The organism is Coxiella endosymbiont of Ornithodoros maritimus (assembly GCF_907164965.1).
In the GTDB taxonomy this organism is placed as follows: Bacteria; Pseudomonadota; Gammaproteobacteria; order Coxiellales; family Coxiellaceae; genus Coxiella.
Window position 1 is genome coordinate 1 of record NZ_CAJRAM010000036.1, and the last position, 14,821, is coordinate 14,821.

Here is a 14,821-nt window from a genome sequence, read left to right on the forward strand (position 1 = left end):
TTCAGAATTAAAGAGCTTTTATGAGGGGCTCGTTAAAAAAGGGAAAAAGAAAATGTACGATGGGCAGGAGTGTGTGGGTATGGGATAAGGTGCGCTTTCAAATGCTATCGCCTCCTAAAAGGCAGCTTTATTTAGGATAATAACAGTTTTTGCCTCCTGCGGATTCAAACTGGGAGTTCATCAATTTTATTAACGAGAGAAACTGAGAAGCCGCAAGAGGGATGCTTGCTTAAGCACCATCGAGCAGGTTTATCAGCGACGTTGTTAGTGGCCCCTCACTATGGCAGCAAAACCTCGTCCACACGGGGCGGTTCATTGAGGTAGCGAATTCACGGTATGTACTTTTTCCTACAGGCTATTACAATCGTTACCACTTTCCCAGCGCTGCGCTTCTAGATCGGTATGGGAAGCAAGGGAGCCAGTGGTTAGCATGGCTCAAAAAGGGGTCATTTGCATCCAGCTTTCTCCAAACGGTAAAATGACTGTTCAAGTCGCTTACCGGTGGCGTTATTTTTGGCAATCATACAATTAAAAATGAAAACATTGACATCGCAGGGTATTCGTACCTACAGACGTTTGCTTCAAGCGACTAAAAAATATTGGCCTATTTTTCTTGTTGGCGTCGTCGGTATGATTGCCGTTTCTCTCAGCGATGCGGGATTTAGCTGGCTCATTAAACCGATCATTAACCGAGGATTTATTGCACGCGATTTAGTATTCATTTGCTGGCTCCCCTTTATTATCGTTTTAGTGTTTTTATTTCGCGGTGCGGCTAATTTCCTATCGACTTATTTCATTAATCGAGTGGCCCGTAATATCATCATGGATTTTCGCCGCGATATTTTTAGTCATTTGTTGCGTTTACCCGCTGAATTTTACGATCGTCATAGTTCCGGACATTTGTTATCGACCGTTATTTATAATGTTGAACAAGTCGCGCAAGCAAGTTCAGACGCTTTAATTATCACCTTGCAAGCTTCCTCATTGGTAGCAGGATTATTAGTCGTCATGTTTTTGGCGAGTTGGAAGTTAACGCTGTTTTTCTTAATGATCACCCCATTAATCGCTTGGGTAATGAGAATTTGCAGCGCCAGATTACGTCAGCTCAGTACAAGCGTACAAAAGTCGGTGGGAGAAGTCACTCATATTGCGAGTGAAGCTATCGAAGCTTATAAAATCGTCCGCCTTTATGGTGGACAAAAATATGAAAACAAAAAATTTCGCCACGCCACGAAGTTAAATCAGCAACGTGAGTTAAAAGTCGTGGTGACTAATAGTGTAGGCACCTCCTTAGTGCAATTGCTAATTGCGATTCCAATTGCTATCGTTTTGTTTTTTGCCACTCAGCCTTCGTTTCATGTAACAGCGGGCAGTTTTGCATCGATCGTTTCGGCAATGATTATGATGCTGCGTCCGGCACGGCGATTAACACTGGTTAATAGTTATATACAAAAAGGAATTGCTGGTGCTCAGAGTATTTTTAAGTTACTGGACGAAGATGCCGAAAAGGACAGGGGGGAGCGCCATTTAGTGAGGGCAAGGGGAGCAATTGAATACCAGGGGGTTTCTTTTGCTTACGATAATTCTAAAAAGACTATTTTAAGTGGGATCAGTTTTTCTATCGAACCTGGGCAAATGGTAGCCATTGTAGGTCGATCTGGGGCGGGAAAATCCACTTTAATTAATTTATTGCTGCGCTTTTATGATGTCTCGGCCGGCGTTATAAAAATCGATGGCATTAATATTAAAGAGTTTCGGTTACAAGCATTACGTAACCAATTCGCTTTGGTGTCGCAGCACACCACGCTATTTAACGATACCATTTTGAATAATATTGCTTACGGTCAAGCGGGTAATATTGATAAAAGAAAAATTATCGAAGCGGCTCGTGCGGCCCATGCGATGGAATTTATCGAGCAATTGCCACAAGGATTAGACACGGTTATTGGAGAAAACGGCCTGCGCCTTTCAGGAGGGCAGCGACAGCGTATTGCGATCACCCGCGCTTTATTTAAAAACGCCCCCATTCATATTTTGGATGAAGCGACTTCGTCGTTAGATACGCACTCTGAGCGATATATTCAGGCAGCGCTTGATAATTTAATGTATCAGTGCACTACCTTGGTCATTGCACATCGGTTGTCAACCATTGAAAGAGCGGATTGGATTATGGTGTTAGAAGAAGGACGATTAATAGAGAAAGGAACCCATCAGCAATTACTCGCTTTAAATGGCGCTTACGCGGAATTTTACCGTATGCAATTTGCTGGAAAGCCTGTAGCCGTGACGGCTTTGGATGAATAATGCTGAGGACTCCACGATTTTGGTATCAACCGCGTTCTTTATTAGAGAGGATTTTGAGTCCCGTCTCCTTTTTGTATCAAATAATGGTTCGTATCCGTCGTTGGTTATACGCCGTCGGTCTTAAAAAAGTAAGAAAATTTCCTGTACCAGTTGTTATTGTGGGAAATATAACCGTGGGGGGCAGTGGAAAAACACCGTTAGTCATTTGGCTTTCCAATGAATTAAAAAACAGAGGATTTCGTCCGGGAGTGGTCAGCCGCGGCTATGGTGGTAAAGCAAACCGATTTCCACAAACCGTCATGGAGAATAGTGATCCTCTGCAAGTAGGAGATGAAGCCGTTTTATTGATGAAAAAAATTAATTGTCCAATGGTTGTCTGTCGTGATCGAGGAGCTGCTGTTAAGCATTTGCTTCGAAATTTTCAGTGTGACGTTGTGATTGGTGATGATGGATTGCAACATTATTCTCTAGGAAGAGATCTGGAAATTGCGCTTTTAGACGATCGTCATTTGGGAAATGGGCGGTGTTGGCCTGCGGGTCCTTTGCGAGAACCGAAATCGAGATTAAATACGGTAGATTTCGTTGTTCCCAAGCAATTACGACCGAATGAAATATACCAATTAAAAAATCCATCGAAGAAAATTGATTTCAATGAGCTAAAAGAGTTAACTGTTCATGCGGTGGCTGGAATCGGGAATCCCGAGTGTTTTTTCAAACAATTGGAAACGCTGGGAGCAAATGTCATTGCCCATCCGTTTCCGGATCATTATTTTTATCGATCAGAAGATTTTAATTTTGATGATGATCATCTCATTATTTTAACCGAGAAGGATGCCATTAAATGCAAACAGTTTGCTGATCAGCGGTTGTTCTGTTTATCCGTTGATGTCGTTATTCCTGATCAATTTCAACACGATTTTTTTCGATTGATATCAAACATTATCCTGCGAAGGCAAGAGCAGCGAGAAGGCATTTAAACATCTTTAACAAAGCCTGAAGTAATGGGATATCGCCTATCTTTCCCGAACGCACGCTCGGTAATACGTATTCCAATAGGTGCTTGATGTCGTTTGTATTCATTATGATTAATCATTCGAACGACTTTTTTTACCATTTCAATGTCAAAACCACCCGCCGCAATGGCAGCAGGATCTTCATCTTTAGCAATATAACGCTCCAGTATTTCATCTAAAATATGATAAGGAGGCAATACATCTTGATCCTTTTGATTGGGTGCTAACTCGGCAGAAGGGGGTCTTTCTAAGACACGTTCTGGAATGACTCGCGAAATTGTGTTGCGATATCGACACAAACGATAAACCATTGTTTTATAGACATCTTTTAAAACGCTAAAACCGCCGGCCATATCGCCATATAAGGTCGCATAACCAATTGCCATTTCACTTTTATTTCCTGTCGTTAATACGATAGCCCCTTTTTTATTTGAAATAGCCATTAATAAAGTGCCGCGTATACGTGCTTGTAAATTTTCTTCAGTGACATCCTTCCCAAAGCCCGCGAATTCCGATTCTAAGCTCTCGATAAAGGCTTTAAAAATAGGCTGAATGTTGATGGTCGAGGTGCGCACATTGAGAGCTTTTGCTTGTGCCTCGGCATCTTCAATGCTCATGGGGGATGTAAAAGGGGAAGGCATTAAAACACCACTGACCTGTTCAGAACCAATAGCATCCACTGCAATGGCCAATGTCAAAGCCGAGTCCACACCGCCCGATAAGCCAATAACGGCGCCAGGGAAATTATTTTTATTAACATAATTGCGAAGGCCTAATACCAACACATTATAAATTTTTTCTTCATCTAAAGGTTCTGGAGGTAGCTGGGTTTTCGTTAAAATATTTAAATTATCGTCGATATTAAATTCAACAGTGATTAATTCCTCTTTGAGATAAGGTCCTTGTTGAATTAATTCACCGTGTTGGTTAAACACCAGTGAGCCGCCGTCAAAAACTAATTCGTCTTGTCCCCCCACTAAGTTTAGATACACAATAGGTATGTGATATCGTTTAGTTCGTTTAGTTAAGAGATCGCGGCGATGGTGAGATTTATCTTGAGCAAAAGGGGAGGAATTAATACACGCAATTAATTGCGCACCAGCGGCAACGGATTGCTTGATTGGATTTTCAAGCCATAAATCTTCGCAAATTAAAATTCCGATTTTAACCCCTTTAATTTCAATAACGCAGGGTTGATCGCCAGCGGTAAAATAACGTTTTTCATCGAAAACACGGTAATTAGGAAGTTCGTGTTTAGTATAAGTGGCCACGATTTTGCCACCCGAAATAACGGCAGCTTTGTTATAACATTTATTATCAATAAAATCAGGGTAACCGACTATTACAGTGATACCATTAACTTTATCGGCAATTATTTGTAGCGCCTGATGAACTCGACGATAAAGAGCGGGGCGAAAGAGGAGATCTTCAGGTGGATAACTGGTAATTGCTAGTTCGGGAAAAAGAATTAAATCAGCTTTACTTTCCTGATAAGCCTGATTGGTGGCATCAATAATTAATTGAGTGTTCCCTTCGATATCACCAACTAAGAAATTGAGCTGCGCTCCTACAATAACGAGTTTTTTCATGAGTTGTTAACCTATTAATAATGCCGCAACCACTTTGCGACCTTCCGACATTAGCGCTCTATAAGTTCGACAGGCCGCGCCCGTGTTCATACATTCGATACCAATACGGCGTTGATGAAATGGCGCTAGTTGTGTTTTAGAAGGCCATTTAAAGTTTTGGCCGGTGCCAAGGATAACGATTTCCGGCTCCAAAGCCAAGATTGCCTCAATATGTTCACTGCCTAATTCATCCAGCGCGCGCGGGCCCAATTCTAGCACTAGTCGGTAAGGAGAAACGAGCAGACTACTTGTGTAAGTGACTTTATTAACAGTCACCGAATCAGGTCCATAGGCGTTGATATGATAATCACCAATACCTGAATCTTCAGTCAATAACATGATCGCAGACCTTGTTAAGCATTCATGATTATTAATGATAGCATGAATCTAGAATTTCCAGCCCTTTAATGAAGGTAGTCCGAATGGCGGCAAATCGAAATCCAGGGAAAACGATTGTTCGATAATTGACAGTTAATAAATCGTTAATATTGTTGTTGGATAATAAAAGCATCTACTAATTTGAGCTTTTAAAACAAGAAGTTCTTATGATGCGGCGAAGCTCTGTTGAATCCAAAAAAACGCAAGCGATGATAACAATTGTCCATGATGTGGCAAAACAAGGTGACGTTCGAGCGTTAAAACAAATGGATAAATTATTTCCATTTAGAAGGGGAGGTTTATAAGAAGACTGATCTAGCAATGGTGGGTGACCATCAAAGCGAAGCAGCTTGGTGTTGTAAATTAGTTAAAAAAAGGTGTTAATCATGTTTTATTTTCAAGAGAAAGGAACATGCAAGCAACGAACAATTTTTCAATCATCAGCGCTCTTAAAATTCTCTCGGCAATATTTGAAATGAAGAATATCAAGTCAATTAAGGCCTTCCTACCAGGGATTAATTTAAATGTGTATCATAACTCCCAGCTCAAAATAAAAGTTCAAAACAAAAAAGATCGAATCGCAGATCTTTTTCAGGAATTTCCGTTTACAAAAGTTTGGAAACATATTTATTTGTCGGACTTTGTTTTTTTGGCTGCCTGTTAGAGAGCTCAGTCAACTATTAATTTCTTTAGATAAAATCAAATCTATCCTAGATTCCTTGACAAGATCTGAATATTGCTTGCAAGCAGATCCAAATAAAATATTGCGCGGTATCATCGTAGTATGTGCCGAATCCTCGGGGTGTCCTGAATCCAATTTTGGATGGACTGTATTTGAGTATTACCTTAGTCATTATCCAAAGTTTATGCCTGATTATACAGAATTGAGAGCAACCGCACATGAAGTCAAAAACACTAGATTTATATTAGATAGCATTAAACATCAATTTTCGAAAGTAGGAAAGGAGAGTGATTTTCCACGTGTGCTCGAAGCTGTTTTACTCGATTTTTTAGCAATGTGAAATATAGAGATAGTCGAAAGGAATTTGATCGCTCAAAACAAAATGGTGCATAATTTTAATCGCGATCGCTTGGTTGAGGGCGTGCTTTTTAGCGGTGGAGAACCACAGCAAGTGATCGAAAAAGTTATGTGGTGTATTGGAAAAGCAGGACTCGATCCTAATACAAAAATATTACGGTAAGTCTGTGTTCTTGCATTGTTTGGAAGCAAAAGCTTATATAGCAGCGAGATGGTTAATCGAGAAAATGGCATTAGCGTACGTGGTAACGCTGCGGTGGTTGAAGTAATTCTATCGAAAGCCCTGTCAGAAAAGGACTTTCTTTTTTCTGTTTATTTGGTGGAACAAGGTGCTGTGCTGGGTCGGGGATCCGAGGTTTTAGTTAATGTCATCCAGCCTTGTGACCCGGAAAATCCAAAAAATAACATAAGACTAAGATGAGTGCTGTGGTTAATTGAGCCTGATGTGAATGTTAATTTCTCAGCAGAAGGAGGTAAAACAGCACTTAGCGCAGCGGTTGAAGCTGGGGATGTGTATAGCGAATATTCCTCATGGAGAAAGGCGCGAAGTTGCCGAATTTTAATGTTGTTCCTGGTGAAAATGTAAAAACGCAAGCGAACTATGTATGGTTTGAGGGTGCCTTATAAGTGGTTGTGTTGAGATGTGTGTTATGGGTTGGCTGTGTATTGTCCCTTTATTCCAACCCATTTCCCCGACACCTTCGTTAGACCGGGTCGCGAATGTGAGCGGTACGGTTGATCGTTCGTCCCTGTGATCAATTGGATGCTTGATCGGGGGCATCAATCCTAACTGCACGGATGAAAAAGGAGCAACCTTGAGTGATGTGATCCTATTAGCGTAGGGGGTGATGTACCGAATAGATGCGCCAGCGCTATTCAAAAATATGGTGTTGACGCTCTAAACCGCGCTGCAAAATGCTTTTGCCCTTCTAGCAAAGACCAACTGTTTGCCGTCACTGATTGGCTGCTCATAAACGGCGTTGATATTAGTGCGGCGAAATCTTTAGCTTATGCTGATGTTTGGAATCAGCCGCTGCTTGTCGAAAAATTACTAAAAGCCGGCGCGCGTCCCGACGTGGCACTGGCAAACTGTGTGTCGAAAAAGCGGTCGCAACTAAAGCATTTATTTGAGAAAAACCCAATCGAGGATCACACCGTTTCTTTGGGTGTTTTCCTTGAAAGGATCGAAATGACGAGAAAGAGGGGAAATCGCTTGGTTTACAGAAGAGTTTTTTTAAGGCCTTAGAATATACTGACTTATTGAGCAATGAGCAGCCAACTGATGAAAAAAAGGAATATTTCAGAGTGTGGCAAGGCCTCGCAAAGGACCACGAAGTCTCCTTATCTCGACTATTAATAGCAGAATCAGAAAACGGCAATTTCCCGCCTGACGAAAAAAAGGAAACGATGATGGACCCATTATCGATAGCCCCCTTCTACTTGTAGGGGAGGCTAAAAGCCCGTCACCCCACCACTCCTCATCCCTCCTCATCCCTGCGCAGGGGGGACCCAGCGTATACATGCCGCGCCGAAGGTACGCCTATGCCTGCGTGGGAATGACGGAACGCCAAGAGTCAAATTGCTGTGATCACAGATTAATTTGCCATCTGTGGTGGGATTGTCTAAAATGCTCATCTTTATCACTCCTTGCTCCACTGACTTAGTTCAGGGGGCTATTAAATCGAAAGGGGATTGTTATGCGACATTATGAAATTGTCATATTAGTCCACCCTGACCAGAGCAGTCAGGTGCCGGCAATGGTAGAACGTTACCAGTCAATGATTAAAGAAGGGGGGGGGGGAGTTCACCGCTTGGAGAACTGGGGGCGGCGCCAATTAGCTTATCCCATTAATAAGATTCATAAAGCCCACTATTTATTAATGAACATTGAATCAGATCAGAGCGTTATCAGCGAGTTTGAAAACGCGTTTCGTTACAACGACGCTGTTATCCGTAGTTTGATTTTAAAGTGTGACCATGCCATTACGAAATCTTCCCTTATTATGCAGGGGGCTGAGAAAGGTGAAGGTTTGCGTAAAGAAAAAGTAGCTGCAGAAGCATCCGAAGAAGCTTAAGAGGATTAATTTATGTCATTTCGCCGTAAAAAATTTTGTGCGTTTGATGCAAAAAATCTCCAAGAGATTGATTACAAAGACGTCAACACCTTGAAAGATTACATCATGGAATCGGGTCGGGTCGTCCCGAGCCGGATTACCGGGACTTGCGCTAAACATCAACGTCAAATATCTCGTGCTATAAAGCTTGCACGTTATCTGGCGTTATTACCCTATTGTGACACGCATCAGTAAACCATGAAAAATTTTGGGAAATATTTATTAGCGGATAACCTGCGGGCAGCTGTCGCTGCCTTGGCCTGTGCTTTACTGGCTTGTATTCTCCCGACAGGGTTTATTGCTGTGGTTATGCTTGGTTTAGTGACACTACAAAAAGGCTATAAAAGCGGCCTTATGGTGCTGGCCTTTGTTCTTTTGCCCGTGATTGCATTTTTGGTGACCCATCATATCGATTTCTTTTATCGATTTGGGTTGCTGCTTATCCAATGCGGGTTTGTTTTTATTTTTGCTTTAATACTACGTTACACGGGTTCATGGCAGTGGGTGGTAAAATCAGCCGCAATGCTGGGCATTTTGGTGGTGGGCACGGTCCATATTATTTTTCCCGATATTAAACAAACCTGGGCGCAATTAATCACTCACTATTTAAAAACCAATGATTGGACTTCGACATTTCGACTGGGCGCGGGGCGCTCGGCTGAATTTGTGCACCATCTGGCGCCGATTGCAACGGGCGGTGTTGTTTTTTTTGTTCTTTTTGGTATGATCGTTTTATTAATATTGGCCCGTTGGTGGCAATCCTCCCTCTTTTCCCCGGGGCGATTGCAGATGGAATTTACCTCGATTCGCATCAATCCCTTGGCAGCTGGATTGTTACTACTGGTTGCAAGTACAGGTTTAATTTGGCAGCCAGCTTGGTTAATCGACGTGTATCCTGTATTGTTACTGCCATTCATGTTGGCTGGCTTAAGCATCTTGCACCGGCTGCTAATGAATCGAAAAGACATGGTATTGCTGGTGCTAGCAGTGTATGTGGCTTTATTACTCCTTACCTTTTTTACCGTGATTATGTTAGCGATTATCGGTTTGATCGATAGCTTTTATAATTTTCGGAAACGTTATCCATTATTACAGAGTTAAAACGAGGGGCTTATGAATATGAAGCTTATTTTACAAGAGAAAATAGCCAATTTAGGAAACATTGGCGATCAGGTGGTTGTAAAACCAGGTTACGCGCGTAACTTTTTGCTCCCATTGGGGAAAGCCGTGCCAGCTACACCTGAACACATTGCTGAATTTGAAAAACGGCGTGCTGAATTAGAAAAGGCCGCTGCTGAGCTGTTAGCAAAAGCAAAAGCGCGCGCTAAGAAGTTGGAAGGTCAAACTTTTAAAATTACCGCGAATGCGAGTGAAGAAGGGCGGTTATTTGGCTCTGTAGGTCCGCGCGAAATTGCTCAGGCCATTATAGAAGCGGGCGTAGAGATAGAAAAACGCGAAGTCGCTTTAGGTCAATCGATCCGTCAGATAGGCGAATACGAAGTCCCCCTTCGGTTACATACGGACGTTTCGGTGAATGTGAAAATAGAAGTCGCGCCAGAAAACTCCAATTCATAGCGCGTAGGTTGGGCTGAGCTTCGGAAGCCCAATGGCATAAAAATTTTATTCTCCAAAGAGATCATCCTTGGCAAGGTCAGCCACCTAAGTGGTAAGCAAAATATTTTAGCAACATAACAATGAGAACTGTAGTGGGTCTGCGATGTTACATTATTTTCTCCCTTTTTATTAGGCTAAGCTCACTCCAACCTACGCGTTCGTTGAGTTCCCTTCCACAATTTCTCTCTCGCTCGCAGAGAGGCTAGGAGAGGACAAGGGAGAATGCTAAACTAGATCTTATGTCGCTACGTCAAAAAGTAAAAACTTCGGCACCCAAAGTACCGCCTCATTCTCAAGAAGCAGAACAGTCCGTCCTTGGTGCTTTAATGCTGGATAACCGCACGTGGGATCGCATCGTCGATCGCATTAACATCCAGGACTTTTATCGCTCGGACCATCAGTTGATTTTTGAAACAATGAATCGCTTGGTGGACCAGCATAAACCGCTAGACGTCCTAACAATAGCAGAGGCGTTAAAAGCCCGTGAGCAGTTAAGCGTTGCCGGCGGTGAGGCCTACCTTTACGAATTAGCTAAAAACACGCCGAGTGCTGCCAATATCGTTGCCTACGCTGATATTGTTCGTGAGCGTGCTATCTTGCGACAATTAATTGAAGCGGGGACCGATATTACTCACGATGGGTTTAATCCCGACGGCCGTGATATTAAAGAGTTGCTAGATATAGCTGAGCAGCGCGTTTTTCACATCGCCGAAAGTCGTGCTCGTGGCTCTGGGCCGATAGCCATCGGTCCATTACTTACTAAAGCTACAGATCGCATTGACAAACTTTTTCATTCCAAACAGGCTATTACGGGGCTTTCTTCAGGCTTTACCGATTTGGATAAATTAACTTCCGGGTTGCAGGACGGTGATTTAATCGTGGTTGCCGGTCGCCCCTCAATGGGTAAAACCGTTTTCGCTATAAATATAGCCGAAGTTGCCGCCATCAAAGGCAATATTCCCGTGCTCGTTTTTACTATGGAGATGCCAGCTGAATCGCTTGTGATGCGGATGTTATCTTCCTTAGGTAGCATCGAGCAGCACAAAGTTCGCACGGGGCAATTAAAGGACGACGATTGGCCGCGAATTACTCATGCGATTGAAATGCTCTCCGAAACAAAACTTTTTATCGATGACACGCTCGCTTTAACCCCAAGCGAAATTCGCTCGCGCGCAAGACGCTTAGCTCGTGAACATGGCGGCTTAGGATTAATTGTCATCGATTATTTGCAACTCATGCACGTTCCAGGCACCAAAGAAAACCGCAGCACAGAAATATCAGAAATTTCCCGTTCCTTAAAAGCATTAGCGAAAGAATTAAACGTTCCTGTCGTCGCCTTGTCCCAACTCAACCGCAGCCTCGAAGCCCGAGGCGACAAACGTCCGGTGATGTCGGATTTACGTGAGTCAGGTGCCATTGAGCAAGATGCTGATTTGATTGCTTTTATTTATCGAGATGAAGTCTATCACGAAGATTCGCCGGATAAAGGAAAAGCTGAAATTATTATTGCTAAACACCGAAATGGGCCGATTGGTAAAGTGATATTGACTTTTCGTGGGAAATATACGCGATTTGATAATTTTTCTCATGAAAGTGTTCCGCAACGCATGCCATTTGGCGGAGTGCCGGTGTGAAGCGTGCAACCGCGACTATTAATGTAACGGCGTTGAAGCATAATTTATCTCAAATAAAAGCATTGGCACCGAAGCCTTTTGCCTGGGCGATGATTAAAAGCAATGGTTATGGGCACGGGTTGGTGAGAGTAGCCAAAGCGTTATCGGACGCAAATGCATTTGGTGTGGCGTGTATTGATGAAGCGTTAACTTTGCTAGAAGTAGGTGTTAAATCTCCTATCATTGTAATGAAAGGATTTTATAATGAAGCCGAGCTCTCTCAATTTGCCCGACATCAATTAGGCGCCGTTATTCATTGCTCGGATCAAGTTACCCTTTTAGAAAAGACTAATTTAATCTCTGCTTTATCCGTATGGTTAAAAATCGATACGGGAATGAATCGCCTTGGATTTTCTATGGAACAATCGTCTGCGGTTTATAATCAATTAAAAACTTCTTCTTCCATCCAAAAACCGATTGGATTAATGACGCATTTAGCGGATGCGGACAACGAGAATAAAACGTTTACCGAATTACAAATTAAACGCTTTTTCTCAGTTACTGAAAAGATGATTGGTCCCAAAAGTATTGTGAATTCAGCCGGGTTTTTTGGTTATCCGAGCGCCTTGGTCGATTGGGTTCGTCCTGGAATCATATTATATGGAGTTTCACCTGTTGGTATTAATCACAATTCCTTTAAAGAAAAAATTGAAAAGAAGTTTAGGCCGGTAATGACCTTATCTGCAAAAATAATAGCAATTAAAAATTGTCGTCAAAACGAGAGCGTCGGGTACGGTTGTACTTGCTCATGTCCTGAAGATATGCCGATTGCCATTGTTGGAATTGGCTATGGTGATGGTTACCCCCGCCACGCACCGAGTGGAACGCCCGTGTTGTTGAACGGGAAAATGTGTCCTTTAATCGGGCGAGTGTCTATGGACATGATTGGTATTGACTTACGGCCTCAGCCAAACGCACAGATTGGCGATGACGTTATTTTATGGGGAGAAGGGTTGCCAGTAGAAATTATTGCTGAAAAATCGGGTACCATCGCTTATGAATTATTGTGTAAAATTACGCAACGCGTTCAATTTATTGAGATAGAAAAATGAATGAACCTCTTACTTCGAAAAAAATCCGTTGGAAATGCCGTCGTGGAATGTTAGAGTTAGATATTCTTTTAGAACGTTTTTATGAAGAAAAATTTCGTTCTTTAACAAAAAATGAAAAAGAAATTTTTAACCAATTGTTGGATCAACCTGATCCATTGCTTCACGACTGGCTGCTCGGTCACGTAACGCCCGAGATCTCAGAATTCAAAAAAATCATTCAAAAAATACAACAGCTCTCAAGTTGAGATAATGGTGGGCTTTACTAATTTTTCATGATCTTCGTACACTAATTTAAGTAGTTGCGAGTGAGTGCCGGCATTAAAAACAATTTTTTTCTCTTTGCTCAACTCTTTCGATATGAAAGTTTACCTTTCCAATTGGAAAGGTAAACTTTCATATCGAATAAATTGCCAAAGGATGGTATTGCCCCTAATTCACAGCGGGGAAATCGTTTTTTAAATTGGTATTCGCTGGCTAATTCTGCTTTATGGCTCGAGCTTCTTGTTTTAATTTATCAAAGTCGACTTTATCATCGCCCGGTAGCACTACCATCGCGAGCTTATCATCGATTTTAGCAATAACACATCACTAGCTTTTTAGCAGGTACATGTGAAATTTCCGCAATTTCTTGGGCAATATAAGATGGAGAATAATTAATAGTGACATATTTCACTTTGTTTTTATCGAGAAATTCTTTCAATTTTTCAAGTGGTATATGAAACCTCCGGACTTATCCCGTCTCTATATTAAAGAATTATAGCTCATTAGAAAAATAGCGATAAGCTTGAAAAGCCCATCAGGTGTATTTTTTCAAGGCAGCATTGACGCCTAACAGCTCCCGCATTTTGGCTTGAATCATTTCGATAGCAATTCGGTTCTCACCGCCCCGCGGCACGATAATATCGGCATATCGTTTGGAAGGTTCTGTAAATTGCAAATACATGGGTCGAACCGTTTCCTGGTATTGGGCGAGAACGGCTTTCAACGAGCGTTCTCGCTCGACGATATCCCTTTGCAACCGCCGCAATAGACAAATATCTAAGGAAGTGTCCATGAATATTCGAATATCCATAATTTCACGCAATTGAGCTTCTACAAATAATAAAATACCTTCCAAAACAATAATGCGATGCCGACCTACGGTTTTTGTTTTTTCCAATCGCCTGTGCCGGCTGTGATCGTAGCAAGGCACAGCGACGGCGTTGCCTTGCTGCAGCTGTAATAAATGTTCATACAATAGTGCATGGTCAAGAGAGTCGGGATGGTCGTAATTGATTTTTGCTCGCTCTTCAAAAGGCATATCCCCTAAATCTTTATAATAAGAATCTTCTGAAATAACGACGACTTGATCAGAGCCAAGTTCATTAACGAGGGTATTCGCTAACAAGCTTTTCCCCGAAGCAGAAGGTCCGGAGATGCCAATAATAATGACATTATTTTTCATGCAGTCCTCGTTTTTTTAAAAGCACGATTGGGGCACCTGTTCCATTCTGTTTTGGTGATGCTGAGTGAAAGGCAAGGACATTAGGATGACCTCGCAGCCATTGGTTAAAAAAATTTTTTAAAACGGGTTTCCCTTGTGCTGAAAAATGTCCTTGTGTCACACTGTCAGCGATAAGAAAGGAAATGGTTTTCACAGCTTTATCAACGGGGTTGTTGGTGTATATCGATCGTAGCCTCAGGGAGGATCTGCCCTTGTTTTAAAAGTTGGATCACTTTATGCCGAAGGCCTGATTTGACAAAGTGTACTGAATCTTCGGTATTTAGCCAATCGTCTGAAACGGGATTCTAATGGAAAGCTGGGCGTTCTTTTTCGGTAGGTTTTGGGGCAAAAGTTTTTTCTTCGGGGTCGTCGAGTGCTTATCGTGATTCAGAGGTTTCACTTTCCCAACACTATTACGAAAAAGCTGAGCTTCTTCAGGATCAATTGATTTTTTGCCCATGATTTTAGTTAGATGCCATAGGCTTCTGTTAAGCGCAATATCATTCTATACGATCATATCCAC

At 42.2% G+C, this 14,821-nt stretch carries 17 protein-coding genes and 1 pseudogene; 14 read left to right on the forward strand and 4 right to left on the reverse strand.

Translation table 11 applies throughout. The features are described from left to right. Positions 1–513 precede the first annotated feature (513 nt). Both msbA and lpxK read left to right on the forward strand, forming a co-directional pair. Positions 514–2,304 (forward strand): lipid A export permease/ATP-binding protein MsbA, encoded by a 1,791-nt coding sequence (gene msbA, locus OWO34_RS04075; RefSeq protein ID WP_267256643.1) that lies wholly within the window; start codon positions 514–516, stop codon positions 2,302–2,304. Continuing rightward, a complete protein-coding gene (gene lpxK / locus OWO34_RS04080; protein ID WP_267256644.1) occupies positions 2,304–3,281 on the forward strand; it encodes a tetraacyldisaccharide 4'-kinase in 978 nt (325 codons plus the stop codon). Before msbA ends, lpxK begins: the two co-directional genes overlap by 1 nt. Here the strand turns inward: lpxK and OWO34_RS04085 are convergent. Together OWO34_RS04085 and OWO34_RS04090 are read right to left on the reverse strand one after the other, a co-directional pair. Next, the gene (locus OWO34_RS04085; protein ID WP_267256645.1) at positions 3,278–4,906 is read right to left on the reverse strand and encodes an NAD+ synthase; all 1,629 of its coding nucleotides are present in this window, start codon (positions 4,904–4,906) and stop codon (positions 3,278–3,280) included. The two genes, lpxK and OWO34_RS04085, sit on opposite strands and share 4 nt — an antisense overlap. A 6-nt stretch (positions 4,907–4,912) precedes the next feature. Then, positions 4,913–5,284 carry an Mth938-like domain-containing protein gene (locus tag OWO34_RS04090; RefSeq protein WP_267256646.1) on the reverse strand — a complete coding sequence of 124 codons (372 nt, stop codon included), beginning with the start codon at positions 5,282–5,284 and terminating at the stop codon, positions 4,913–4,915. 206 nt (positions 5,285–5,490) lie between these two features. Between OWO34_RS04090 and OWO34_RS04095 the strand changes: the two genes are divergently transcribed. From OWO34_RS04095 to OWO34_RS04150, 12 genes are all read left to right on the forward strand, one after another. Then, a complete protein-coding gene (locus OWO34_RS04095; protein WP_267256647.1) occupies positions 5,491–5,628 on the forward strand; it encodes a hypothetical protein in 138 nt (45 codons plus the stop codon). Between the two features lie 414 nt (positions 5,629–6,042). Next, positions 6,043–6,345, forward strand: coding sequence for a hypothetical protein (locus tag OWO34_RS04100; protein WP_267256648.1), 303 nt, complete (start codon positions 6,043–6,045; stop codon positions 6,343–6,345). A gap of 24 nt (positions 6,346–6,369) precedes the next feature. Continuing rightward, the gene (locus tag OWO34_RS04105) at positions 6,370–6,525 is read left to right on the forward strand and encodes a hypothetical protein (RefSeq protein WP_267256649.1); all 156 of its coding nucleotides are present in this window, start codon (positions 6,370–6,372) and stop codon (positions 6,523–6,525) included. Positions 6,526–6,573: 48 nt separating this feature from the next. Then, complete coding sequence (locus OWO34_RS04110; protein ID WP_267256650.1) at positions 6,574–6,783, forward strand: hypothetical protein; 210 nt, start codon at positions 6,574–6,576, stop codon at positions 6,781–6,783. Positions 6,784–7,962: 1,179 nt separating this feature from the next. Next, entirely contained in the window at positions 7,963–8,073 is a 111-nt protein-coding gene (locus tag OWO34_RS04115; protein ID WP_267256651.1) for a hypothetical protein, read from the forward strand. Further along, positions 8,060–8,437, forward strand: coding sequence for a 30S ribosomal protein S6 (rpsF, locus tag OWO34_RS04120; RefSeq protein ID WP_267256652.1), 378 nt, complete (start codon positions 8,060–8,062; stop codon positions 8,435–8,437). The genes OWO34_RS04115 and rpsF overlap by 14 nt, the downstream gene beginning before the upstream one ends. A 12-nt stretch (positions 8,438–8,449) precedes the next feature. Beyond that, entirely contained in the window at positions 8,450–8,671 is a 222-nt protein-coding gene (gene rpsR / locus OWO34_RS04125) for a 30S ribosomal protein S18 (RefSeq protein WP_005768821.1), read from the forward strand. A 3-nt stretch (positions 8,672–8,674) separates the two neighbouring features. Continuing rightward, complete coding sequence (locus OWO34_RS04130) at positions 8,675–9,577, forward strand: hypothetical protein (RefSeq protein ID WP_267256653.1); 903 nt, start codon at positions 8,675–8,677, stop codon at positions 9,575–9,577. Positions 9,578–9,595: 18 nt separating this feature from the next. Then, entirely contained in the window at positions 9,596–10,051 is a 456-nt protein-coding gene (gene rplI, locus OWO34_RS04135) for a 50S ribosomal protein L9 (protein ID WP_267256677.1), read from the forward strand. A gap of 278 nt (positions 10,052–10,329) precedes the next feature. Further along, complete coding sequence (gene dnaB / locus OWO34_RS04140; protein ID WP_267256654.1) at positions 10,330–11,724, forward strand: replicative DNA helicase; 1,395 nt, start codon at positions 10,330–10,332, stop codon at positions 11,722–11,724. Then, the gene (gene alr / locus OWO34_RS04145) at positions 11,721–12,815 is read left to right on the forward strand and encodes an alanine racemase (RefSeq protein ID WP_267256655.1); all 1,095 of its coding nucleotides are present in this window, start codon (positions 11,721–11,723) and stop codon (positions 12,813–12,815) included. The genes dnaB and alr overlap by 4 nt, the downstream gene beginning before the upstream one ends. Further along, positions 12,812–13,060 (forward strand): FAD assembly factor SdhE, encoded by a 249-nt coding sequence (locus OWO34_RS04150; RefSeq protein WP_267256656.1) that lies wholly within the window; start codon positions 12,812–12,814, stop codon positions 13,058–13,060. Before alr ends, OWO34_RS04150 begins: the two co-directional genes overlap by 4 nt. A 551-nt stretch (positions 13,061–13,611) precedes the next feature. On the opposite strand, the gene udk is transcribed toward OWO34_RS04150, so the two are convergent. Both udk and OWO34_RS04160 read right to left on the reverse strand, forming a co-directional pair. Beyond that, a complete protein-coding gene (udk, locus tag OWO34_RS04155; RefSeq protein ID WP_267256657.1) occupies positions 13,612–14,259 on the reverse strand; it encodes a uridine kinase in 648 nt (215 codons plus the stop codon). After that, a pseudogene (locus OWO34_RS04160) lies at positions 14,249–14,758 on the reverse strand (Smr/MutS family protein). The gene udk and the pseudogene OWO34_RS04160 overlap by 11 nt, the downstream one beginning before the upstream one ends. Positions 14,759–14,821 lie beyond the last annotated feature (63 nt).

What these genes read in the sequence shown, in the direction of transcription:
- rplI (WP_267256677.1), top strand. Translation starts at nt 9,596, where the DNA reads ATGAAGCTTATTTTACAAGAGAAAATAGCCAATTTAGGAAACATTGGC.
- udk (WP_267256657.1), bottom strand. Translation starts at nt 14,259, where the DNA reads ATGAAAAATAATGTCATTATTATTGGCATCTCCGGACCTTCTGCTTCG.
- OWO34_RS04150 (WP_267256656.1), top strand. Translation starts at nt 12,812, where the DNA reads ATGAATGAACCTCTTACTTCGAAAAAAATCCGTTGGAAATGCCGTCGT.
- OWO34_RS04090 (WP_267256646.1), bottom strand. Translation starts at nt 5,284, where the DNA reads ATGTTATTGACTGAAGATTCAGGTATTGGTGATTATCATATCAACGCC.
- OWO34_RS04130 (WP_267256653.1), top strand. Translation starts at nt 8,675, where the DNA reads ATGAAAAATTTTGGGAAATATTTATTAGCGGATAACCTGCGGGCAGCT.
- lpxK (WP_267256644.1), top strand. Translation starts at nt 2,304, where the DNA reads ATGCTGAGGACTCCACGATTTTGGTATCAACCGCGTTCTTTATTAGAG.
- OWO34_RS04085 (WP_267256645.1), bottom strand. Translation starts at nt 4,906, where the DNA reads ATGAAAAAACTCGTTATTGTAGGAGCGCAGCTCAATTTCTTAGTTGGT.
- rpsF (WP_267256652.1), top strand. Translation starts at nt 8,060, where the DNA reads ATGCGACATTATGAAATTGTCATATTAGTCCACCCTGACCAGAGCAGT.
- OWO34_RS04110 (WP_267256650.1), top strand. Translation starts at nt 6,574, where the DNA reads ATGGTTAATCGAGAAAATGGCATTAGCGTACGTGGTAACGCTGCGGTG.
- rpsR (WP_005768821.1), top strand. Translation starts at nt 8,450, where the DNA reads ATGTCATTTCGCCGTAAAAAATTTTGTGCGTTTGATGCAAAAAATCTC.
- OWO34_RS04095 (WP_267256647.1), top strand. Translation starts at nt 5,491, where the DNA reads ATGATGCGGCGAAGCTCTGTTGAATCCAAAAAAACGCAAGCGATGATA.
- dnaB (WP_267256654.1), top strand. Translation starts at nt 10,330, where the DNA reads ATGTCGCTACGTCAAAAAGTAAAAACTTCGGCACCCAAAGTACCGCCT.